Origin of the sequence: Streptomyces enissocaesilis (assembly GCF_039533765.1) — a bacterium.
Taxonomy (GTDB): Bacteria; Actinomycetota; Actinomycetes; order Streptomycetales; family Streptomycetaceae; genus Streptomyces; species Streptomyces enissocaesilis.
This window is the reverse complement of sequence record NZ_BAAAUD010000051.1, coordinates 192,186-213,453: the sequence shown is the minus strand read 5'-3', so window position 1 is coordinate 213,453 and position 21,268 is coordinate 192,186. Positions and strand designations below refer to the sequence as shown.

The window sequence follows — 21,268 nt, the reverse complement described above, 5'->3', positions numbered from 1 at the left end:
AACTCATGGCCGAAGCAAAAACGCAGGTCAGCGGCGAATGTCAGTGGTGCCCTCCACGATGGGTACATACGGCTACAGAGCCGTCACGCGACGAAGGAGGTTCGTCATGGCCCGCACGTCCGCAGCCGCCGCACACCGGCGCCGCGCCACCGGCCCTGCACCCTCATCGGCCGGCCCCGCCGCCGACGTCCACCCGGTGCTGCGCAGGGCCGGTGCCCCGCCCGCCGCTCTCGATCTGCTCGCCCAGGCCCGCGGCGGACTGGACGAGGCCGCCACCCTCGACATGCCGAACGAGCGGTATGCCACGGCCCACCTCGCCGCCCTGCGCACCGCTGCCGCCGTCCTCGCGGCCCGTGGCCGGCCCGAGCCCTCCGCGTCCCGGCGCCGGCGGATCCGCAGCGCCTGGGAGGTCCTCCCGGAGATCGCGCCGGAGCTGACCGAGTGGAGCGCCCTGTTCGCCTCGGGCGCCGACCGCCGGGCGCGCGCGGAGGCGGGCATACAGGGGGCGGCGAGCGCCCGCGACGCCGACGATCTGCTGCGCGACGTGACGGTGTTCCTGCGCCTGGTCGAGCGGCTGCTCGCGCTCGATCCGGTGCTGCCCCAGCCCCGGATCGAGGGAACGGACCACCCGGACACGGGATGACAGGACCGGTTCCCGGAGGCAATAGGGTGGGCAGGGCGTTCACCGCCCGCACCGTTCACCGCCCCGCCGTCCGCGGCGGCACCGCGCCGAGGAGTCAACTGCCGTGTCGGACCCGATGCGCCCCCGCGCCTCCCTCCGTACCGCCGTGGTCTGGGAGGTCCTCAAGGACGCTCTCGACCACAAGGTCAAGGCGACCGGGAGCGATGCCCTGGACGTTCTCGACACCGGCGGCGGCACGGGGAACTTCGCGGTGCCCGTCGCCCGCCTCGGCCACCGCGTCACCGTCGTGGACCCCAGCCCCAACGCGCTGTTCGCGCTGGAGCGCCGGGCCGCGGAGGCCGGCGTGGCCGACCGCGTGCGCGGTGTGCAGGGCGACATCCACGGTCTCTTCGACGTCGTCGACCGCGGCGGCCACGACGTGGTCCTGTGCCACGGCGTCCTGGAATACGTCGACGACCCGGCCGAGGGTGTGCGCAACGCGGTCGACGCGCTCCGCCCCTCCGGTGTCCTCAGCCTGCTCGCCGCCGGCCTCGGCGGCGCCGTTCTGGCCCGGGCCCTGGCCGGCCACTTCACCGAGGCCAGGCAGGCCCTCACCGACCCGGCGGGCCGCTGGGGCGAGGGCGATCCCGTACCGCGGCGCTTCACCGCTGAGCAGCTCACCGGGCTGGTCGGCGCGGCCGGTGTCGAGGTCGCTGCCGTCCACGGCGTACGGGTCTTCGCCGATCTCGTGCCCGGCGCCCTGGTGGACACCGAGCCCGGCGCCCTGGACGCCCTGCTCAAGCTGGAGGCCGCGGCCGCCGAGCTGCCGGCCTTCCACTCCGTCGCGAGCCAGCTGCACGTCCTGGGACAGAAGCGGGAGCCCGGCGACGGCTGAGGAACCGTTCTGCGAGGTGAGAAAAGCGGCTGATCAGCAACGCAGTGGCACATGGAGTCCGCCACAGGCCCCCCGATCGGCCGCCTGGCCCCGTATGATCGGAGGACACCGTGCGCATGGCGGATCGGGCCATGGGGAATGTACTCCTCGGGCAATCGAAACGGCGTGGCGGCCCGGATTGTGAATTGGCGTAGAGGGCGGGTTTCACGGGGGCGATTCCCTGCCTATTCTGAAAGGGCCGCAAACGGTCGCCCCCCGCGACCGACGAGTAGGAGGACTCCCGTGCCGCTCTCGGAGCACGAGCAGCGAATGCTCGAGCAGATGGAGCGAGCGCTGTACGCCGAAGATCCCAAGTTCGCGACAGCGCTTGAGGGAAGCGGGCTGCGTACGTACACCCGACGACGGGTCTACCAGGCAGTCGCAGGCTTTCTGGTGGGTATCGCGCTCCTCATGGCCGGAATGGTCGCACAGCAGATCTGGGTCAGCGTGGTGGGCTTCCTCGTGATGCTCGGCTGCGCGGTGCTCGCGGTTACCGGCTGGCGCAAGGCCCCGAAACCGGGTGAGCAACCGGCTTCCGACACCGGCCCGGCCGCTCGCAGCCGCCCCCGGCAGCGACGGTCGGTCATGGACCGCATCGAGCAGCGGTGGCAGCGCCGCCGTGAAGAGGGCCAGGGCCACTGAGACAGGTCGCTGAGCACCGGCCGCGCGCATCGATCGCGTCCGATCCTCGCCGACCGCATCCGACACTTGCTGTACGAGTGAGGGGTGACCGCCTCCGGGCGGTCACCCCTCACTCGTATCCGAGCGTATCCGTGCCGGTACGACCCCGGGCCCGTCAGCCGCGCTGCCGGGACGGACGGCGTCGCAGGGCGTCCGCCCACCGCTCCACGGTCCAGCGGCTCGCGCGCCACCGGTCCTTCACGGCGGCCCAGCGCGCCGACACCGCCCAGACCACCCGGACAGCCGAGCGCGGTGCGAGAACAGCCCGCAGATGCGCCCCGCGCCCCGCCGCGGCCCGCAGACCCGCCCGCACCTGCCGGGCCTCCTCGGTGAGGTTGCCCGAGACAGCGGGCCGCGGGGCGTAGAGCACCTGCTCCACCGCGCCCGCCGCCCGGTGCACCGCCTCGGCCGACGCGCCGTCCAGCCCGCCGAGGCGCACGATCCGCGCGGCGGCCTTGCGCGGCGTCTGCGACTCGTCGGGCGCGACACCGTAGTCCCACGCCGAATCGGTGATCTCACGCCAGCCGGACAGCGTACGGGCGGCCACATCCGCGGGCGTGCGTCCCCCGGACCCCAGCCGCTGTGTACGCACCCGGCTCCGCCACAGCAACGGCAGCAGAGGCAGCAGCACCACGAGCACCACGCCCAGCACCACCAGCAGCAGCGGGCCCAGCGGGAACCCGGTGTCGGTGGGGCCCGCACCGCCCTGCTGCGCGGCCCCGCCGCACTCGCCCAGCTTCCGCATCTGCGGAGGGCAGCTGTCGGTGACGCTGGGCGCCGCCGAAGGTGCGGCCGAGGTGCTCGGCTGCGCCTGCGCGGGGTCGGACGCGGAGCCGGACGGGGTGTCCTGGCGGGTGTAGTCCGGAACCGAGCCACGGGACGGCGTCGGCTCGAAGCGAGTCCATCCCACGCCCTCGAAGTACAGCTCCGGCCAGGCGTGCGCGTCGCGCAGACCGACCGACATGGTGCCGTCGGACTGCGCGGTGCCGGGCGTGAAGCCCACCGCCACCCGCGCCGGGATGCCGAGCGTCCTGGCCATGGCGGCCATCGAGAACGAGAAGTGGACGCAGAAGCCCTCCTTGTCCCTGAGGAAACGGGCGATCGCCGCCGTACCGCTGCCCGACTGCACCTGCGTGTCGTACCTGAAGCCGCCGTCGGAGGCGAACCAGTCCTGGAGCCTGACCGCCCGCTCGTAGTCGTTCGAGGCGCCCTTCGTCACGTCGAGCGCGGTCGACTCCACCACCTGGGGCAGCGCCTCGGGAACCTCGGTGTATTCGCGCAGCAGACCGGCCGGCGGCGTGGTGGCCGCGGCCAGCTGCTCGCGGGTCGGCCGCACCGTCAGGCTGCTGACCGTGTAGCGCACGCCGCGGGTGGTCTGGCCCCGGTCGCCCACGAGAGTGCGCCCGGACGGCTCGTAACGCCAGCGGCCGTCGATGCCCACCCGCGTCGCCGGGTAGGGGAGCGGCAGATAGCTCTGGGAGTACCAGCCGGCCGCCGAGACGGTGGAGTCGATCTCGGTCGCACGGACGCCGGTGCCGAGCCCCTGCGGGCGGGGCAGCCGGTCCGGTACGTCGTCGACCCTGCGCTCCGCCGACTTCCACGCGGATCCGTCGAACCGGTCCAGCGCGACGATCCGCAGATACAGGTCCTCGGTGTCCTGCGTGTTCGTGCGGTACCGCAGTACCTCGCGGTCCTCGGGCTGGTTCAGGCTGTTCTGGAGCGAGACCAGCGGGTTGACCGCCGAAATGGTCCCGCCGCCGGAACCGCCGCCGCCCCCGACGCCCGCGCCGCCCAGCAGCCCGCCGTCCAGGGCGGGCAGCGAGGCGGGGACGGCCAGGGCGATGCCCAGCGCCACCGCGCCGATGCGCCGGCCCGTACGGACCGGCGCCGGCGCGGAGCCGCTTGCCGTCTCGAATCCGGCGGCTGCCGTGCGTCCCCCGGTGCGCGGCGCACCGCCGAAGACGCGGCCCCACTGGGAGAGCCGGTCCCGGCCCTCGGCCAGCAGGAGCAGCAGGTAGCCGGAGGCCGCCAGCACGAACCACAGCCAGCCCGCGCCGCCCGGCGAGAGCCCGGCGGCCACCGAGTAGAGCGCCAGCAGCGGCAGGCCGGCCGGGGCCGCGCTGCGGAACGTCACCGCCAGCGCGTCCACGGCCAGAGCGATCAGCAGGACACCCCCGACCAGCATCAGCCTGATGCCCTCGGACGCGGGCGCCGGGATGGCGTACCGGCCGACGTCCTCGATGCCCGTCGTCAGCAGCCGTGCGAACTCCCGGAACGCCTCGGGCCCCGGCAGCACCCCGCCGATCGCCGAGTCCATGGCGAACACCACGGTGAGCATCACCAGCGCCACGAACGCCTGGACGGCCACGGTCAGCGGCCGGGCCAGCGGCACCCGCCGGGCGAGCGCGCCCACCCCCGCCTGCACCACCACGGTGACGACCGCCGTCAGGAACCAGGACGTCGTGTTGATCAGAGGCAGCAGCGCGCCCGCCGTCATCAGGGTGGCCCCCGTGGCGCACAGCGCCAGCCGCCCGCGACCGCTCATGACCAACCCCCACTCGTACCTGCCGCGCCGTCAACGGGAGAGGCTCCCGTACCGGTGCGCTGTCGTTCCGCCATCCGCCACAGGCCGGCGAGGCGCGTGCCGGGCGGTACGGTCAGCACCGTCCACCCCGCCTCGCGCAGCGGTCTGACCCGCTCCTCGGCGGCGGCCGGCACACGCGCCATGAGGCCCGCGGGGTCCGCCGCCCGGCCCTGGCCCGGCGCCTTCCCCCGCGCCCAGGTCTCGCTGTCCAGCACGAAGGCGACGGCGGCCCCGTTGCGCGGGCGCATGCGCGCCGCCACGGCCGCCTGGTCCTCGTCCAGGTCACCGAAGAAGGCGACCAGGAGGCCTTCGTTCCCACCGCGCAGCGCGTCGTACGACGCGGAGAGTCCCGTGCCGTCCGAGTGCCCGACGACGGCGAGCGTGTCCATCATCAGCCCGGCGGAGTCGGCCGTCTCCTGGGTGGCCCCGGCGAAACCGCCCGCCCCCTCACCGGGCACCGAATTCCCGGTGTCGGTCAACAGCCTTACCGAATAGCCCCGTTCGAGCATGTGCACCAGGGCGGAAGCCGCCCCCGACACCGCCCACTCGAAGGCCGAGTCCGGCCCGCCCCCCTGGTACGCGGCCCGCCGGGTGTCCAGCAGCACCGTGCACCCGGCGCGCTGCGGCTGCTCCTCTCGGCGCACCATCAGCTCGCCGTAGCGCGCGGTGGAACGCCAGTGCACGCGGCGCAGGTCGTCGCCGTGCCGGTAGCCGCGCGGGATGACGTCGTCCTCGCCGGCCAGCGCGAGCGAACGGCTGCGCCCGTCGCCGTATCCCGGCGCCTCGCCGGTCAGCCGAACGGCGGGCAGCGCCTCGACGCGCGGGATCACGGTCAGGATGTCGTACGCGCTGAACGAGCGGGTCAGCTCGCACATGCCGAAGGGGTCCGTCAGCCTCAGCTGGAGCGGGCCCAGCGGGTAGCGCCCCCGCAGGTCCGAGCGGACCCGGTAGGACACCTCGCGCCGGCCGCCCGCCTCCACCCGGTCGAGGACGAACCGCGGCCGCGGCCCCAGGACGTACGGCACCCGGTCCTGGAGCATCAGCAGACCGGTGGGCAGCCGGGAGACGTTGTCCAGCCGCAGGTGCACGCGCGCCTCCGCGCCCGTCGCCGCGCGCGACGGCGTCAGCCGCCTGCTGCCCGCGACCCGGTAGCGCGTGCGGTACAGCACGGCCACGCAGACCAGTGGCAGCACGGCGAGCAGCAGCCCGACCCGCAGCAGGTCCGCCTGGCCCAGCAGGTACGCGCACACCGAGGCGGCCACGCCCGCCGCCAGGAACGACCGGCCGCGGGTGGTCAGCCCCGACAGCGCGGCCCGCAGGCCGCCCTTCCCGCCCTCGTCGCCGCTGCCGTCGGCCCCCTCCGCCCCGGCGGGTACGGCGGACCCCCCGGCCGTCATCACGGTCGCCGTACGCCGGGCTGCTGGTGGCCGTACAGCGGAGCGCCGGAAGGCGGCGTCGCCGTCGCCCGCCCCGTGGCGTGGCCACCGTCGGGCGCCGCGGCCGTCGGCACGGCGGTGCGCTGGAGGATCTCCAGTACGACCTGCTCGGAGGTACGCCGGTTCAGCTGGGCCTGGGCCGTCGGCAGCAGCCGGTGCGCGAGCACCGCCACCGCGAGGGCCTGTACGTCGTCGGGCAGCGCGTAGTCGCGTCCGCTCAGCGCGGCGGACGCCTTGGCGGCGCGCAGCAGGTGCAGGGTGGCGCGGGGCGAGGCGCCGAGCCGCAGGTCGGGGTGGCTGCGGGTGGCCGCGACCAGCTCCACGGCGTACCGCCGCACCGCGTCGGCCACATGGACCGTGCGGACCGCGTCGATCAGCTTCAGGATCTCGTGGGCGTGCGCGACCGGCTGGAGGTCGTCGAGCGGCGAGGCCGCGCCGTGCACGTCCAGCATCCGGAGCTCGGCCTCGGCGCTCGGGTAACCGATGGAGACCCGCGCCATGAAACGGTCGCGCTGGGCCTCGGGCAGCGGGTACGTGCCCTCCATCTCCACCGGGTTCTGCGTGGCGACCACCATGAAGGGCGTGGGCAGCTCGTAGGTCTGCCCGTCGATGGTGACCTGGCGCTCCTCCATCGACTCCAGCAGCGCGGACTGGGTCTTCGGCGAGGCGCGGTTGATCTCGTCGCCGATCACGATCTGGGCGAAGATCGCGCCGGGTTTGAATTCGAAGTCGCGCCGCTGCTGGTCGTAGATGCTCACACCGGTGATGTCCGAAGGCAGCAGGTCCGGCGTGAACTGAATGCGCCGTACCGAGCAGTCGACGGATCTGGCGAGCGCCTTGGCGAGCATCGTCTTGCCCACGCCCGGCACGTCTTCGATGAGCAGGTGCCCCTCGGCGAGGAGCACGGTCAGAGAAAGCCGTACGACCTCCGGCTTGCCCTCGATCACACCCTCCACCGACCTGCGGATGCGCTCCGCTGTGGTGGTCAGATCCGTGAGGCTCGCTCGATCGTCATAGGTCGTCACCCGGCCCTCCTCGGCCCCTTCCCCGAGCTCTTGATGAGCAGGGGATACCCCATTACGGGCCGGCGCCACGACGACGGAACGGCCCCACCCGAAACACGGACATCGCGCGCGGACGGTTCCGGCGCGATGTCACCACCGCATTGTCGTTGCCGTTACCGCTTCGTGTCACTCGCCTGTGGATAACTGAGGGCGGTATGTCGAGGGTTGCCGGGTTTTCGTCCGCTCGGCCGCGCTACTTCACCGGGTCGATCTCCCGCAGCAGGCCGGTGGACACCTCGAAGACAAAGCCGCGCACGTCGTCGGTGTGCGGCAGGAACGGCGAGGTCCGCACGCGCTGCATCGACTGGCGTACGTCCTGCTCGACGTCCCGGAAGGACTCCACGGCCCACGAGGGCCGCTGCCCGACCTCGGCCTCCAGCTCGTGCCGGAAGTCCTCGGTGAGGCTCTCCAGGCCGCAGTTGGTGTGGTGGACGAGTATGACGCTGCGGGTGCCGAGCGCCCGCTGGCTGATGGTCAGGGACCTGATGACATCGTCGGTGACCACGCCGCCCGCGTTGCGGATGGTGTGGCAGTCGCCCAGTTCGAGGCCGAGCGCGCCGTGCAGGTCCAGACGTGCGTCCATGCAGGCGACCACGGCGACGCGCAGCACGGGCCGCGCGTCCATCCCCGGGTCGCGGAAGTCCGCTGCGTACCGCCGGTTCGCTTCGACGAGGCGGTCGGTGACCGTACCTCCGGCGTGTGCCGCGGAGGGCGTCGCGGCGGCGGGCTCGCTGGCGAACTCGGTGGCGGGCTCGACGGGAAGGTGCGCAGAAGTCGACATGGCATAGACGTTAATAGGGATGCGCGGTTCGGGCTCGCTGTGAGAAGGGACAAAAAACGTCAACAAGGATGGTTGTGAGGTAACCCACAAGAGCGCTCCGTGGCGTCAATGAGCATCCTCCGTACGAGTGAAAACGAGGCCGTGCGGCGCGCTGGCCCGTTGATTGACCGGGAGGACGAGTGGACTAAAGTAACGCGAAGTGGGTGGCGTGATGTGCCCTTACTGCTTCACCGACACATACCGCACATTCCGATTTTCTCCCGCGTGCGCGGCGTACGTACGGCCCGGCCTCCTCCCGCTCGCCGGTCGGCCGACGCCCCTTCCCCGGCGGCGGCAGGCCGTTTCCCCTTCTGAGCGGGTGGGGACCAGGCCGTACGTACACGACCGCGCCGGTACCTGAGAGGGCGCATGAGCCAGACCCGACACGTCCCGGTGATGCTCCAGCGATGCCTGGACCTGTTGGCCCCGGCCCTCGGCGAGCCGGGAGCGGTGGTCGTCGACTGCACCCTCGGCCTCGGCGGGCACAGCGAGGCCCTGCTCACCGCCTTCCCCTCGGTGCGGCTCGTCGCGCTCGACCGGGACAAGGAGGCGCTGCGGCTCTCCGGCGAGCGGCTCGCCCCGTTCGGCGACCGGGCCACCCTGGTGCACGCCGTCTACGACGAGCTGCCCGAGGTCCTGGAACGCCTCTCCGTCCCGCGCGTCCAGGGCGTCCTCTTCGATCTCGGCGTCTCGTCGATGCAGCTCGACGAGCGGGAGCGCGGTTTCGCCTACGCCCACGACGCCCCGCTCGACATGCGCATGGACCAGACGACGGGCGTCGGCGCGGCCGAGGTCCTCAACACCTACCCACCGGGCGAGCTGGTGCGGATCCTGCGCCAGTACGGCGAGGAGAAGCAGGCCAAGCGGATCGTCTCGGCGATCGTGCGCGAGCGCGAGAAGGAACCGTTCAGCAACAGCGCCCGGCTCGTCGAACTGATCCGCGACGCACTGCCGCAGGCCGCCAAGCGCACCGGCGGCAATCCCGCCAAGCGCACCTTCCAGGCGCTGCGCATCGAGGTCAACGGTGAGCTCAGCGTGCTGGAGCGGGCCGTCCCGGCGGCGGTGAAGTCGCTCGCCGTGGACGGCCGGATCGCGGTCCTTTCGTACCACTCGCTCGAAGACCGCCTGGTCAAGCAGGTTTTCGCGGCCGGCGCCGCCAACACCGCGCCCCCCGGCCTGCCCGTCGTGCCGGAGCAGTACCAGCCGAGGCTGAAGCTGCTGACGCGCGGCGCGGAACTGCCGACGGACGAAGAGATCGCCGAGAACCGCCGTGCCGCCCCGGCCCGGCTGCGCGGGGCGCAGCGCATCCGGGAGGACGTGCTGTGACCGAGCCGGCCAAGCAGCTGAAGGGGCGGGCCGCGCGGTTGTCGCGACTGATGCCCTCGGGTCCGGCCCAGGCGGCCAGGACCCCCTTCGTGCTGCTGGTCGTGCTGCTGCTCGGCGGCGGCCTCATCACCCTCCTGCTGCTGAATTCCTCGCTCAACGAGGGCTCGTTCGAACTGAGCGAGCTCAAGAAGCGGACCACGGAACTGACCGACGAGGAGCAGGCGCTCCAGCAGGACGTGGACGACCGGTCCGCGCCCGGCGCGCTGGAGCGCAGGGCCCGCGAACTCGGCATGGTGCCCGGCGGCAGCCCCGCCTTCCTCGGTCCCGACGGTACGGTCCGGGGCGTACCCTCCCGAGCGACCGCCGGAGCCGCCGCCGGCCCCGTGCCGCTGAGCCTGCACGACCCCGGCCCGCCTCTGGCGGCCTTTCCCCCGCAGGCCCCGGCATCGCAGTCCCCGGCACCATCGACCCTGACGCCACCGGCCCCGGCCCCGGTGCCGCCTCCGGTCGCCGTTCCTCCCGCCGCCGTTCCTCCCGCATCCGTTCCCGTCCCGTGAGCCCGTCCGCGAAGCCGACCACGACCCCCGGCAGGTGACGCAGTGCCCCCCCAGGAACCACCGCGCCGTCGTGTGCCCGGCCCCGGGCGCCCGCACGGCGGCGGGCGCCCGCAGCCCGCAGCGCGGCCCAGGACGCGCCCCCCGGTGGGACGGCCGCGTCCCGCGCCCAGGGCCGCCCGCCCGCTGCAGCTCGGCAGCCCCAGGCCCCGGCTGAGGCTGGTCGGCGTCGGACTGACCCTGGTCATGCTGGCCTTCGTCGTACGGCTGCTCCAGGTCCAGGCCGTGGACGCGAGCGCGTACGCGGCCAAGGCCGAGAAGAACCGGTACTTCACCTCCACCCTGGCGGCCGAGCGAGGCAAGATCACCGACCGCAGCGGCATCGCGCTGGCCACCAGCGTGGACGCGCACGACATCACGGCCGACCCGTCGATGTTCACCGCCGCGTTCACCAAGGCCCCGGACACGCCCGAGCGGGCCGCGGAGATCCTCGCGCCCATCCTGCGCAAGGACGCGGCCGAACTGGCGAAGAAGCTCCGGACGCCCAAGAGCAGGTACGCCGTCCTGGCCCGCCGCCAGACCCCGCAGATCTGGAAGCAGATCAAGGACCTCAAGAGCGTCTTCGCCAAGAAGGCCGGTGCGGACAAGGCCAAGGGCGGCAAGGGCGTCGACGTGCTCGCCGGCGTCTTCCAGGAGGCCAGCAGCAAGCGCGTCTACCCCAACGGCGATCTCGCCGCCGGGATACTCGGTTACGTCAACGCCGAGGGCAAGGGCGCGGGCGGCCTGGAGACCCAGCTGGACGAGGAGCTCGCGGGCAGGGACGGAGAGATCAAGTACGCCCAGTCCGGCGGCCGCAGGGTCCCCACCGTCGGAGCCCGCGAGGTCCCCGCCGTCCCCGGATCCGACATCGAGCTGACCATCGACCGCGACATCCAGTGGGCGGCCCAGGACGCCATCGCCGAACAGGTGGAGAAGTCCGGGGCGGACCGCGGCTACGTGATAGTCCAGGACACCCGCACCGGCGAGGTCCTCGCCATGGCCAACGCCCCCGGCTTCGACCCCAACGACCTCTCGCAGGCCGACGCGGCCGCCATGGGCAACGCAGCCCTCCAGGACGCGTACGAACCGGGCTCCACCGCCAAGGTCATGTCCATGGCCGCGGTGCTGGAGGAGAACGCCGCGGCGCCCGGCACGCATGTCGTCGTACCCAACCGGCTGCACCGCGGCGACCGGCTCTTCAAGGACGACATCGACCACCCCACCTGGTACCTGACGCTCAACGGCGTGCTCGCCAAGTCCAGCAACATCGGCACGATCCTGGCGACCGAACAGCTCGGCAAAACCCGGGCGCAGGCCAACCAGGTCCTCCACTCCTACCTGCGGAAGTTCGGCCTCGGCCGCCCCAGCGGGCTCCACTACCCCGGCGAGACCGCGGGCATCCTCGCGGCCCCCGAGGACTGGAGCACCTCGCAGCAGTACACGATCCCGTTCGGCCAGGGTCTCTCGCTCAACGCCATGCAGGCGGCCTCCGTCTACTCGACGATCGCCAACGGCGGCGTACGGATCCAGCCAACGCTGGTCCGCGGCACCAAGGGCCCCGACGGCCGCTTCACGCCCGCCCCCGAGCCCAGGAAGAACCGGGTGGTGAGCGAGAAGACCGCCAGGACCCTGGCCACCATGCTGGAGTCGGTCGTCGACGACGAGGAGGGTACGGGGACCAAGGCCCGCATCCCCGGCTACCGTGTCGGCGGCAAGACCGGCACCTCCAACCGGGTGGATCCGGCCACCGGACGCTACAAGGGCTACACCGCGTCCTTCGCCGGCTTCGCACCCGCCGACAAGCCGCGGGTCACCGTGTACTGCGCCATCCAGAACCCCACCAGAGGCAGCTACTTCGGCGGCCAGATCTGCGGCCCCATCTACAAGCAGGTCATGGAGTTCGCACTCAAGACCCTCCAGGTCGCACCGACCGGCAGCAAGCCCGCCCGGCTGCCGGTGTCCTTCACGCCCGGCGAGTGACTCAGGACCACCAGTGACAACGATCACCCCGTACCCCGGGAACCAAGAAGACCCCGCTCCGCACCGGCACCCCTCGTTTCGCGAGGGGCCGGGTACGCCCGGTACGCTCACCGCCGTGCCACACGCTGATCAGTCCCAAACCACCCAGAAGGACGCCCCGGTGACGTACCCCGGAGCGCCCCGGCCGGTCCAGGTCCGCCCGACACCCCTCGGGGAGCTGGCCGAACGGCTGGGTACCGAGCCCCGAGCCGTCGAGAGCGCGGTCGAGGTCACCGGTATCACGCACGACTCCCGCGCGGTGAGGCCTGGCGACCTGTACGCCGCCCTCCCAGGGGCGCGCCTGCACGGCGCCGACTTCGCCACACAGGCGGCGGGACTCGGCGCGGCCGCGATCCTCACCGACCCGGCGGGCGCCGCACGCGCGGCCGAGGCCGGCCTGCCGGCCCTGGTCGTCGACGATCCGCGCAGCCGGATGGGCGAGCTCGCCACCGAGATCTACGGCCACCCCGGCGACGCCCTGCTCCAGCTCGGCATCACCGGCACGTCCGGCAAGACCACCACGGCGTACCTCGTCGAGGGCGGCCTGCGGGCGGCCGGGAGGCTGACCGGCCTCATCGGCACGGTCGAGATGCGCATCGGCGACGAGCGCATCAAGTCCGAGCGGACCACCCCCGAGGCCACCGACCTCCAGGCCCTGTTCGCCGTCATGCGCGAACGCGGCGTCGAGGCGGTCGCCATGGAGGTCTCCAGCCACGCGCTGGTGCTCGGCCGGGTCGACGGCTGCGTCTTCGACGTCGCGGTCTTCAACAACCTGAGCCCCGAGCACATGGAATTCCACTCCGACATGGAGGACTACTTCCAGGCGAAGGCACGTCTCTTCACCCCGGAGCGCAGCAGGGTGGGCGTCGTCAACTTCGACGACGAGTACGGCCGCAGGCTCATCACCGAGTCCGACGTCCCGGTCACCTCCTTCTCCGCCGAGGGCCACCCGGACGCCGACTGGCGCGCCGAGGGTGTCGAGGTCGGCCCGTTCACCAGTACGTTCACGGTGGTCGGCCCCCAGGGCGAGCGCATCGCCGCGAAGGCCCCGCTGGCGGGCCCCTTCAACGTCGCCAACACGCTCGCCGCGATCGTCACGCTCGCGGTCGCCGGCGTGGACCCGCAGACCGCCGCCGACGGCATCGCCGCCGTCCCCGGCGTCCCGGGCCGCCTGGAGCGCGTGGACGAGGGCCAGCCGTACCTCGCCGTCGTCGACTACGCCCACAAGACGGACGCCGTCGAATCGGTCCTGCGCGCGCTGCGCAAGGTCACCGAGGGCGAACTGCACATCGTGCTCGGCTGCGGCGGCGACCGCGACAAGCAGAAGCGGCCCTCGATGGGCGCCGCCGCCGCCCGCCTCGCCGACACCGCCGTACTGACCTCCGACAACCCGCGCTCCGAGGACCCCCTCGCGATCCTCGCCGCGATGCTCGCCGGCGCCGCCGAGGTGCCCGCGCACGAGCGCGGCGACGTCCTGGTCGACGCCGACCGGGCCTCGGCCATCGCCGCGGCGGTCGCCCGCGCCAAGCCCGGCGACACCGTGCTCGTCGCCGGCAAGGGCCACGAGCAGGGCCAGGACATCGCCGGAGTGGTACGCCCCTTCGACGACCGCCAGGTGCTCCGCACCGCGATCCTGAGCGCCGCACCGGCCCACGACAGCGAGGTGACCCAGTGATCGCGCTCTCCCTCGCCGAGATCGCCGAGATCGTCGGCGGGCAGTCGCACGACATACCGGACAGCGCCCTGCTGGTGACCGGGCCCGTCGTCATCGACTCCCGCGAGGTCCAACCCGGCAGCCTCTTCGCCGCCTTCGCGGGCGAGCGCGTCGACGGCCACGACTTCGCCGGGCGCGCCGTCGCCGCGGGCGCGGCAGCCGTACTGGCGACCCGCCCCGTCGGCGCACCCGCCATCGTCGTGGACGACGTCACCGAGGCGCTGGGCGCCCTGGCGCGCGCCGTCGTCGGACGGCTCGGCACGAAGGTCGTCGCGCTCACCGGCTCGGCCGGCAAGACCTCCACCAAGGACCTGATCGCCCAGCTGCTGGAGCGCAAGGCCCCCACGGTCTGGACGCCCGGCTCCCTCAACAACGAGATCGGCCTGCCGCTCACCGCGCTGCGCGCCACCGGGGAGACCCACCACCTGGTCCTCGAGATGGGCGCGCGCGGCATCGGCCACATCCGGTACCTCACCGGCCTGACCCCGCCGCACATCGGCCTCGTGCTCAACGTCGGGACCGCCCACATCGGCGAGTTCGGCGGACGTGAGCAGATCGCCGAGGCCAAGGGCGAGATGGTCGAGGCGCTGCCGCCGGCGGAGGAGGGCGGCGTGGCCGTCCTCAACGCCGACGACCACCTCGTACGGGCCATGACGTCCCGCACGAAGGCCCGGGTGGTGCTCTTCGGCGAGGCCGCGGACGCGGACGTACGCGCCGAGAATGTCCGGCTCATGGAGAATGGCCGGCCCGCCTTCAGCCTTCGCACACCCACCGGGTGCAGTGACGTGACCATGCGGCTGTACGGTGAGCACCACGTGTCGAACGCGCTCGCCGCGGCCGCCGTCGCCCATGAGCTGGGCATGTCCGTGGACGAGATCGCCACCGCGCTCTCCGAGGCGGGCACGCTGTCCCGCTGGCGCATGGAGGTCACCGAGCGTCCTGACGGCGTGACAGTCGTCAACGACGCCTACAACGCGAACCCCGAATCCATGCGAGCCGCCCTGCGCGCGCTCGCGGCCATGGGCCAGGGGCGTCGTACGTGGGCGGTGCTCGGCCGGATGGCCGAGCTCGGTGACGATTCGCTCGCCGAGCACGACGCGGTCGGACGGCTCGCCGTCCGGCTCAACGTCAGCAAGCTCGTGGCGGTCGGGGGCAGGGAAGCGTCCTGGCTGCAGCTGGGCGCTTACAACGAGGGTTCGTGGGGTGAGGAGTCGGTGCACGTGTCCGACGCGCAGGCGGCGGTCGACCTGTTGCGCAGTGAACTGCGTCCGGGAGACGTCGTGCTGGTGAAGGCTTCCAGGTCGGTCGGTCTCGAGCGGGTCGCCCAGGCGCTCCTCGACCACCGTACCGAGGGCGAGGTCACCGGCCGATGAGGCAGATCCTCTTCGCGGGAGTCATCGGGCTCTTCCTGACCCTGATCGGCACCCCGCTGCTCATCAAACTGCTGGCCCGCAAGGGGTACGGGCAGTTCATCCGGGACGACGGCCCGCGCGGCCACCACGGCAAGCGCGGCACCCCCACCATGGGCGGCATCGCCTTCATCCTGGCCACGCTCATCGCGTACGCCCTGGCGAAGGTGATCACCGGCGAGAAGCCGAGCGCCTCCGGTCTGCTGGTGCTGTTCCTCATGGCGGGCATGGGCCTGGTCGGCTTCCTCGACGACTACATCAAGATCGTCAAGCAGCGCTCACTGGGTCTGCGGGCCAAGGCCAAGATGGCCGGCCAGCTGATCGTCGGCATCGCGTTCGCCGTGCTGGCCCTGCAGTTCAAGGACGTGCGCGGCAACGCCCCCGCCTCCACCAAGCTCTCGTTCGTCCAGGACTTCGGCTGGTCGATCGGCCCGGTGCTGTTCGTGGTCTGGGCGCTGTTCATGATCCTGGCGATGTCGAACGGTGTGAACCTCACCGACGGCCTCGACGGACTCGCCACCGGCGCCTCCGTGATGGTCTTCGGCGCGTACACCTTCATCGGTCTGTGGCAGTTCCAGGAGTCGTGCGCGGACGCGCCGAGCCTGACCAACCCGGAAGCCTGCTTCGAAGTACGGGATCCACTCGACCTCGCGGTCGTCGCCGCCGCCCTGATGGGCGCCTGCTTCGGCTTCCTGTGGTGGAACACCTCGCCCGCCAAGATCTTCATGGGTGACACCGGCTCGCTCGCCCTCGGCGGCGCGCTCGCGGGTCTGGCGATCTGCTCGCGCACCGAGTTCCTGATGGCGCTCCTCGGCGGCCTGTTCGTCCTGATCACGATGTCCGTCGTGATCCAGGTCGGCTCGTTCAAGATGACCGGCAAGCGCGTCTTCAAGATGGCGCCGCTCCAGCATCACTTCGAACTCAAGGGCTGGTCCGAAGTCCTCGTGGTGGTCCGCTTCTGGATCATCCAGGGCATGTGCGTGATCATCGGCCTCGGACTCTTCTACGCGGGCTGGGCGGCCGACAAGTGACCGACACGACCTGGACCGGCAAGCGGGTGACCGTCGCGGGTCTCGGAGTCTCCGGGATCCCCGCAGCACGCGTGCTGCGGGGCCTCGGGGCCCAGGTCACGGTCGTCAACGACGGCGACGACGACCGCTCCCGCGCCCAGGCCGCCGAACTCGAAGCACTCGGCGTCACCGTCCGCCTCGGCGACGGCGCGACCCTCCCCGAGGGCACCGAACTGATCGTCACCGCGCCCGGCTGGAAGCCCGACAAGCCGCTCTTCCTGGCCGCCGCGGAGGCGGGCGTGGAGATCTGGGGCGACGTCGAACTGGCCTGGCGCCTGCGGGGGCACGGCCGCGGAGAACCAGCTCCCTGGCTCGCGGTCACCGGCACCAACGGCAAGACCACGACCGTACGCATGCTGGCCTCCATCCTGGAGGCCGCCGGCCTGCGTACCGCCGCCGTCGGCAACATCGGCGTGTCCCTGCTCGACGCCGTCCTCGGTGACGAACAGTACGACGTCCTGGCCGTCGAGCTCTCCAGCTACCAGCTGCACTGGGCGCCCTCGCTGCGCGCCCACTCCGCGGCCGTGCTGAACCTCGCCCCCGACCACCTCGACTGGCACGGCTCCATGGAGGCGTACGCCGCCGACAAGGGCCGGATCTACGAGGGCAACCAGGTCGCCTGCGTCTACAACGTCCAGGACCCCGCGACCGAGGCCCTGGTGCGCGAGGCCGACGTCGAGGAGGGCTGCCGCGCGATCGGCTTCACCCTCGGCCCGCCCGCGCCCTCCCAGCTCGGTGTCGTCGACGGCATCCTGGTCGACCGCGCCTTCGTCGCGAACCGCCGGAAGAACGCCCAGGAGCTCGCGGACGTCTCCGACGTCGATCCGCCCGCCCCGCACAACATCGCCAACGCCCTCGCGGCCGCGGCCCTGGCCCGCGCCTACGGCGTCGAACCCGCCGCCGTACGCGACGGCCTGCGCGCCTTCCGTCCCGACGCCCACCGCATCGAGCACGTCGCGGACGTCGCCGGTGTCGCGTACGTCGACGACTCCAAGGCCACCAACACCCACGCCGCCGAGGCATCCCTCGCGGCGTACGACCCCATCGTGTGGATCGCGGGCGGCCTCGCCAAGGGCGCCGCCTTCGACGAGCTCGTCGAGAAGTCGGCGAAGCGGCTGCGCGGCGCCGTCCTCATCGGCGCCGACCGCGCGCTGATCCGCGAAGCCCTCGCGCGACACGCGCCCGAGGTGCCGGTGGTCGACCTCGACCGGACCGACACTGGGGCGATGTCGGCGGCGGTCCGCGAAGCGGCGCGGCTCGCGCGGCCCGGGGACACGGTCCTGATGGCTCCGGCCTGCGCCTCCATGGACATGTTCACCAACTACAACAAGCGTGGCGAGGCATTCGCCGACGCCGTACGCGAGTTGGCTCCGGAGCGCGACTAGCGGGCCGGTCCCCGCGCCACGGACCGGCCGGCGCAGCTCACGAGTGGAGGGGACACCGAGATGTTGGCCGACGACAGCGCCCCGCGCGCCCGCACCGCCCTGCGCGGGCGCGCGGGCGCCGCGGCGGCGCGCACGCCGGGCAAGGCGGGGGAACGGACGGCCCGCCGTCCGGCCGCCGTACGCCGCCGCGTCTCCCTCCGGTCCGGGCCGCCCCGCGGCAGCGGCCTGCGGCGCCTGTACGAGCGGGCGCGCCGCACCTGGGACCGGCCCCTCACGGCGTACTACCTCATCCTGGGCAGCGCCCTGCTGATCACCGTGCTCGGCCTCGTGATGGTCTACTCCGCGTCGATGATCAAGGCACTGGAACTGTCGCTGCCCGCCTCGTACTTCTTCCGCAAGCAGTTCCTCGCCGCGGTCATCGGAACGGCTCTCCTGCTCGTCGCGTCCCGGATGCCCGCCAAACTGCACCGCGCGCTCTCCTACCCCCTGCTGGCCCTGACCGTCTTCCTGATGGTCCTGGTCCAGATCCCCGGGATAGGGGTCTCGATCGGCGGCAACCAGAACTGGATCTCGCTCGGCGGCCCGTTCATGCTCCAGCCCAGCGAGTTCGGGAAACTGGCCCTCGTCCTGTGGGGGGCCGACCTGCTCGCCCGCAAGCAGGAGAGGCGGCTGCTGAACCAGTGGAAGCACATGCTGGTGCCGCTCGTGCCCGTCGCCTTCCTGCTGCTCGGCCTGATCATGCTCGGCGGCGACATGGGTACGGCGATCCTCCTCACCGCGATCCTCTTCGGCCTGCTCTGGCTCGCGGGAGCGCCCACCCGGCTCTTCGCCGGTGTGCTGGCCTTCGCCGCCTTCGTCGGGTCCATCCTGATCAGCAACAACGCCAACCGGATGTCGCGGCTCGCCTGCATCGGCGCGACCGACCTCGGTCCCAAGGGTGAATGCTGGCAGGCGGTGCACGGAATCTATGCCCTGGCCTCGGGCGGATGGTTCGGTTCCGGGCTGGGTGCAAGTGTGGAGAAATGGGGTCAACTCCCGGAGCCGCACACCGACTTCATCTTCGCCATCACCGGTGAGGAACTGGGTCTGGCGGGGACGCTGTCGGTACTCGCCCTCTTCGCGGCTCTAGGCTATGCGGGTATCCGCGTGGCCGGACGCACGGAGGACCCCTTCGTGAGGTACGCCGCGGGAGGTGTGACCACCTGGATCACGGCCCAGGCCGTGGTCAACATCGGTGCGGTGCTCGGCCTGCTGCCGATCGCCGGTGTCCCGCTCCCGCTGTTCTCGTACGGGGGCTCCTCCCTGCTGCCGACCATGTTCGCCGTAGGGTTGCTGATCGCCTTCGCGCGAGAGGACCCCGCCGCGAAGGCCGCCCTCGCCATGCGAAGGACCGTCCTTGGCAAAGGGGCCGGGGTGAGATGGAAGACGATGAGACGGCGCGTCAAGAAGCGTCCGTCCGGAGAGCGGTGAATTTCGGTGCATGTCGTACTCGCCGGTGGGGGGACCGCCGGCCACATCGAGCCCGCGCTCGCCCTCGCGGACGCACTGCGGAGGCAGGACCCTTCCGTGGGCATCACAGCCCTCGGCACGGAGCGCGGGCTCGAGACCAGGCTCGTACCCGAGCGCGGCTACGAACTCGGGCTGATCCCCGCGGTCCCGCTGCCCCGCAAACCCACCCCGGAACTGATCACCGTCCCCGGGCGGCTGCGCGGCACCATCAAGGCCGCCGAGCAGATCCTGGAGCGCACGAAGGCGGACTGCGTCGTCGGCTTCGGCGGTTACGTCGCCCTGCCCGGCTACCTCGCGGCCAAGCGCCTCGGCGTACCGATCATCGTCCACGAGGCCAACGCCAGGCCGGGGCTGGCCAACAAGATCGGCTCGCGCTACGCGCACGCCGTGGCCGTCTCCACGCCGGACAGCAAGCTGCGCGGCGCCCGCTACATCGGCATCCCGCTGCGCCGCACCATCGCCACCCTCGACCGGGCCCGGGTCCGCCCGGAGGCGCGCGCCGCCTTCGGCCTCGACCCGAACCTGCCGACGCTGCTGGTCTCCGGCGGCTCGCAGGGCGCCCGGCGCCTCAACGAGGTGATCCAGCAGGTCGCGCCGGTGCTCCAGCGCTCCGGCATCCAGATCCTGCACGCGGTCGGTCCGAAGAACGAAGTGCCGCGCGTGGACAACATGCCCGGTATGCCGCCCTACATCCCGGTACCGTACGTGGACCGGATGGACCTCGCGTACGCCGCGGCCGACATGATGCTCTGCCGCGCGGGTGCGATGACCGTCGCCGAACTCTCCGCCGTCGGGCTGCCGGCCGCCTACGTCCCGCTGCCCATCGGCAACGGCGAGCAGCGGCTCAACGCCCAGCCGGTGGTCAACGCCGGAGGCGGCCTGCTGGTCGACGACGCGCAGCTGACGCCCGAGTGGGTGCAGAGCGAGGTGCTCCCGGTCCTCGCGGACCCGCACCGGCTCTTCGAGATGTCCCGCGCCGCCGCCGAGTTCGGCCGCCGGGACGCCGACGACCTGCTCGTCGGCATGGTGTACGAGGCGATCGCCGCACGCAGGGCCGGCTGACGGCTCACCGACGCAGGAGCCCAGGAGGCGACAGGGAGTGGCCGGACCGACGACCGCCCAGCGCGGTGCACGACAGGCGCAGGGGTCGTCGGCGGCCCGCCCGCCGCACGGCGGCCCGTCGGGCGGCCCGCTCCGGCTGCCCGGCCGGGGCGTTCTGCTCCTGCTGCTCGGCCTGGCGGTGGTGCTCACCGCGGTCGGGACCTGGTTGCTCTACGGCTCTTCCTGGCTGCGCGTGGAGCAGGTGAAGCCGTCGGGCACACAGGTTCTGACGCCTGATGAGGTACTCGCGGCGGCGGCCGTCCCGGTCGGAGCGCCGTTGATTTCGGTCGACACGGACGCCATCGAGGACCGGCTGCGCCGGAAATTGCCCCGTATCGACTCGGTGGAAGTCATTCGTTCATGGCCGCACGGAATCGATCTGGAAGTGACCGAGCGAAAGCCGGTGCTGCTCCTCGAAAAGGGCGCAAAGTTCGTCGAAGTGGACGACGAGGGTGTGCGATTCGCCACGGTCTCCGAGGCGCCCGAAGGCGTGCCGCTGCTGGAACTGGCGTCCGGCCGGTCCCCGAGCCTGCACCGCTTCGGTGCGGACCGGCTGCTGAGCGAGGCGGTGCGGGTCATGGGGGACCTGCCGCGGTCCGTCGCCCGTGACACGCTGACCGTCCAGGCCGCCTCGTACGACTCCATCACCCTGGAGCTGGACGGGGACCGTACGGTCGTCTGGGGCAGCGCCGGACAGGGCGCGGCGAAGGCGCGCACACTGAAGGCCCTCATGAAAGCAGTGCCGGGGGCTGGTCGCTTCAACGTGAGCGCGCCCACGGCCCCGGCCGCGTCGGGCAGTTGACGGCCATACGCCCTGGCCAGCACCCTGGTTGGCCAGCGATATGGGTGATCACATAGGGTGAAAAGAAAAACGGGAGGTTCGGCGTGTTCGTTGAACGTGCGCCACGTGTCGACTTAGTGTCCTGTTCGGAGAGTCCAAGGAACAGACACACTGGTAACCCTAAACTTCAAGGTTAGGGTTCGGGTCGGCGTTCGGACCG

General features: G+C 72.1%; 17 protein-coding genes. 13 read left to right on the top strand and 4 right to left on the bottom strand.

Translation table 11 applies throughout. The annotated features are described in order from the left end of the window. Window positions 1-106 precede the first annotated feature (106 nt). The 3 genes from ABD374_RS26765 (at window position 107) to ABD374_RS26755 (ending at window position 2,198) form a co-directional block, all read left to right on the top strand. Window positions 107-643 (top strand): SAV_6107 family HEPN domain-containing protein, encoded by a 537-nt coding sequence (locus tag ABD374_RS26765; protein WP_344498267.1) that lies wholly within the window; start codon window positions 107-109, stop codon window positions 641-643. 103 nt (window positions 644-746) lie between these two features. Continuing rightward, window positions 747-1,517 carry a methyltransferase gene (locus ABD374_RS26760; protein ID WP_344498265.1) on the top strand — a complete coding sequence of 257 codons (771 nt, stop codon included), beginning with the start codon at window positions 747-749 and terminating at the stop codon, window positions 1,515-1,517. A gap of 282 nt (window positions 1,518-1,799) precedes the next feature. Then, entirely contained in the window at window positions 1,800-2,198 is a 399-nt protein-coding gene (locus ABD374_RS26755; RefSeq protein WP_344498263.1) for a DUF3040 domain-containing protein, read from the top strand. A gap of 154 nt (window positions 2,199-2,352) precedes the next feature. Here ABD374_RS26755 and ABD374_RS26750 read toward each other — a convergent pair whose 3' ends face one another. The 4 genes from ABD374_RS26750 to ABD374_RS26735 form a co-directional block, all read right to left on the bottom strand. Further along, complete coding sequence (locus ABD374_RS26750; protein ID WP_344498261.1) at window positions 2,353-4,782, bottom strand: transglutaminase TgpA family protein; 2,430 nt, start codon at window positions 4,780-4,782, stop codon at window positions 2,353-2,355. After that, a complete protein-coding gene (locus ABD374_RS26745) occupies window positions 4,779-6,218 on the bottom strand; it encodes a DUF58 domain-containing protein (protein WP_344498259.1) in 1,440 nt (479 codons plus the stop codon). The genes ABD374_RS26750 and ABD374_RS26745 overlap by 4 nt, the downstream gene beginning before the upstream one ends. After that, complete coding sequence (locus tag ABD374_RS26740) at window positions 6,218-7,282, bottom strand: AAA family ATPase (RefSeq protein ID WP_344498257.1); 1,065 nt, start codon at window positions 7,280-7,282, stop codon at window positions 6,218-6,220. Before ABD374_RS26740 ends, ABD374_RS26745 begins: the two co-directional genes overlap by 1 nt. A gap of 232 nt (window positions 7,283-7,514) precedes the next feature. Then, the gene (locus ABD374_RS26735) at window positions 7,515-8,165 is read right to left on the bottom strand and encodes a beta-class carbonic anhydrase (protein WP_425577361.1); all 651 of its coding nucleotides are present in this window, start codon (window positions 8,163-8,165) and stop codon (window positions 7,515-7,517) included. Between the two features lie 345 nt (window positions 8,166-8,510). Here ABD374_RS26735 and rsmH point away from each other — a divergent pair, with 345 nt between their 5' ends. The 10 genes from rsmH to ABD374_RS26685 are packed head-to-tail and all read left to right on the top strand — an operon-like array spanning window position 8,511 to window position 21,069. After that, window positions 8,511-9,467, top strand: coding sequence for a 16S rRNA (cytosine(1402)-N(4))-methyltransferase RsmH (gene rsmH, locus ABD374_RS26730; RefSeq protein ID WP_344498253.1), 957 nt, complete (start codon window positions 8,511-8,513; stop codon window positions 9,465-9,467). Next, window positions 9,464-10,024 carry a cell division protein FtsL gene (ftsL, locus tag ABD374_RS26725; protein ID WP_344498251.1) on the top strand — a complete coding sequence of 187 codons (561 nt, stop codon included), beginning with the start codon at window positions 9,464-9,466 and terminating at the stop codon, window positions 10,022-10,024. Before rsmH ends, ftsL begins: the two co-directional genes overlap by 4 nt. Window positions 10,025-10,066: 42 nt before the next feature. Further along, complete coding sequence (locus ABD374_RS26720; RefSeq protein ID WP_344498249.1) at window positions 10,067-12,040, top strand: peptidoglycan D,D-transpeptidase FtsI family protein; 1,974 nt, start codon at window positions 10,067-10,069, stop codon at window positions 12,038-12,040. Between the two features lie 13 nt (window positions 12,041-12,053). Further along, complete coding sequence (locus ABD374_RS26715) at window positions 12,054-13,754, top strand: UDP-N-acetylmuramoyl-L-alanyl-D-glutamate--2,6-diaminopimelate ligase (protein ID WP_344498247.1); 1,701 nt, start codon at window positions 12,054-12,056, stop codon at window positions 13,752-13,754. Continuing rightward, the gene (locus tag ABD374_RS26710; protein ID WP_344498245.1) at window positions 13,751-15,166 is read left to right on the top strand and encodes a UDP-N-acetylmuramoyl-tripeptide--D-alanyl-D-alanine ligase; all 1,416 of its coding nucleotides are present in this window, start codon (window positions 13,751-13,753) and stop codon (window positions 15,164-15,166) included. The genes ABD374_RS26715 and ABD374_RS26710 overlap by 4 nt, the downstream gene beginning before the upstream one ends. Beyond that, window positions 15,163-16,233: a phospho-N-acetylmuramoyl-pentapeptide-transferase gene (gene mraY / locus ABD374_RS26705; protein ID WP_344498243.1), complete on the top strand. Its 1,071-nt coding sequence runs from the start codon at window positions 15,163-15,165 to the stop codon at window positions 16,231-16,233. The genes ABD374_RS26710 and mraY overlap by 4 nt, the downstream gene beginning before the upstream one ends. Beyond that, the gene (gene murD / locus ABD374_RS26700) at window positions 16,230-17,657 is read left to right on the top strand and encodes a UDP-N-acetylmuramoyl-L-alanine--D-glutamate ligase (RefSeq protein WP_344498241.1); all 1,428 of its coding nucleotides are present in this window, start codon (window positions 16,230-16,232) and stop codon (window positions 17,655-17,657) included. Before mraY ends, murD begins: the two co-directional genes overlap by 4 nt. A gap of 60 nt (window positions 17,658-17,717) precedes the next feature. Continuing rightward, window positions 17,718-19,127: a putative lipid II flippase FtsW gene (ftsW, locus tag ABD374_RS26695; protein WP_344498239.1), complete on the top strand. Its 1,410-nt coding sequence runs from the start codon at window positions 17,718-17,720 to the stop codon at window positions 19,125-19,127. 6 nt (window positions 19,128-19,133) lie between these two features. Continuing rightward, window positions 19,134-20,228: an undecaprenyldiphospho-muramoylpentapeptide beta-N-acetylglucosaminyltransferase gene (gene murG / locus ABD374_RS26690; RefSeq protein WP_344498237.1), complete on the top strand. Its 1,095-nt coding sequence runs from the start codon at window positions 19,134-19,136 to the stop codon at window positions 20,226-20,228. Between the two features lie 37 nt (window positions 20,229-20,265). After that, on the top strand, window positions 20,266-21,069 hold the full coding sequence (locus ABD374_RS26685) for a cell division protein FtsQ/DivIB (RefSeq protein ID WP_344498235.1): 804 nt from the start codon (window positions 20,266-20,268) through the stop codon (window positions 21,067-21,069). Window positions 21,070-21,268: the final 199 nt, after the last annotated feature.

What these genes read in the sequence shown, in the direction of transcription:
- ABD374_RS26765 (WP_344498267.1), top strand. Translation starts at nt 107, where the DNA reads ATGGCCCGCACGTCCGCAGCCGCCGCACACCGGCGCCGCGCCACCGGC.
- ABD374_RS26750 (WP_344498261.1), bottom strand. Translation starts at nt 4,782, where the DNA reads ATGAGCGGTCGCGGGCGGCTGGCGCTGTGCGCCACGGGGGCCACCCTG.
- ABD374_RS26745 (WP_344498259.1), bottom strand. Translation starts at nt 6,218, where the DNA reads ATGACGGCCGGGGGGTCCGCCGTACCCGCCGGGGCGGAGGGGGCCGAC.
- rsmH (WP_344498253.1), top strand. Translation starts at nt 8,511, where the DNA reads ATGAGCCAGACCCGACACGTCCCGGTGATGCTCCAGCGATGCCTGGAC.
- mraY (WP_344498243.1), top strand. Translation starts at nt 15,163, where the DNA reads ATGAGGCAGATCCTCTTCGCGGGAGTCATCGGGCTCTTCCTGACCCTG.
- ftsW (WP_344498239.1), top strand. Translation starts at nt 17,718, where the DNA reads ATGTTGGCCGACGACAGCGCCCCGCGCGCCCGCACCGCCCTGCGCGGG.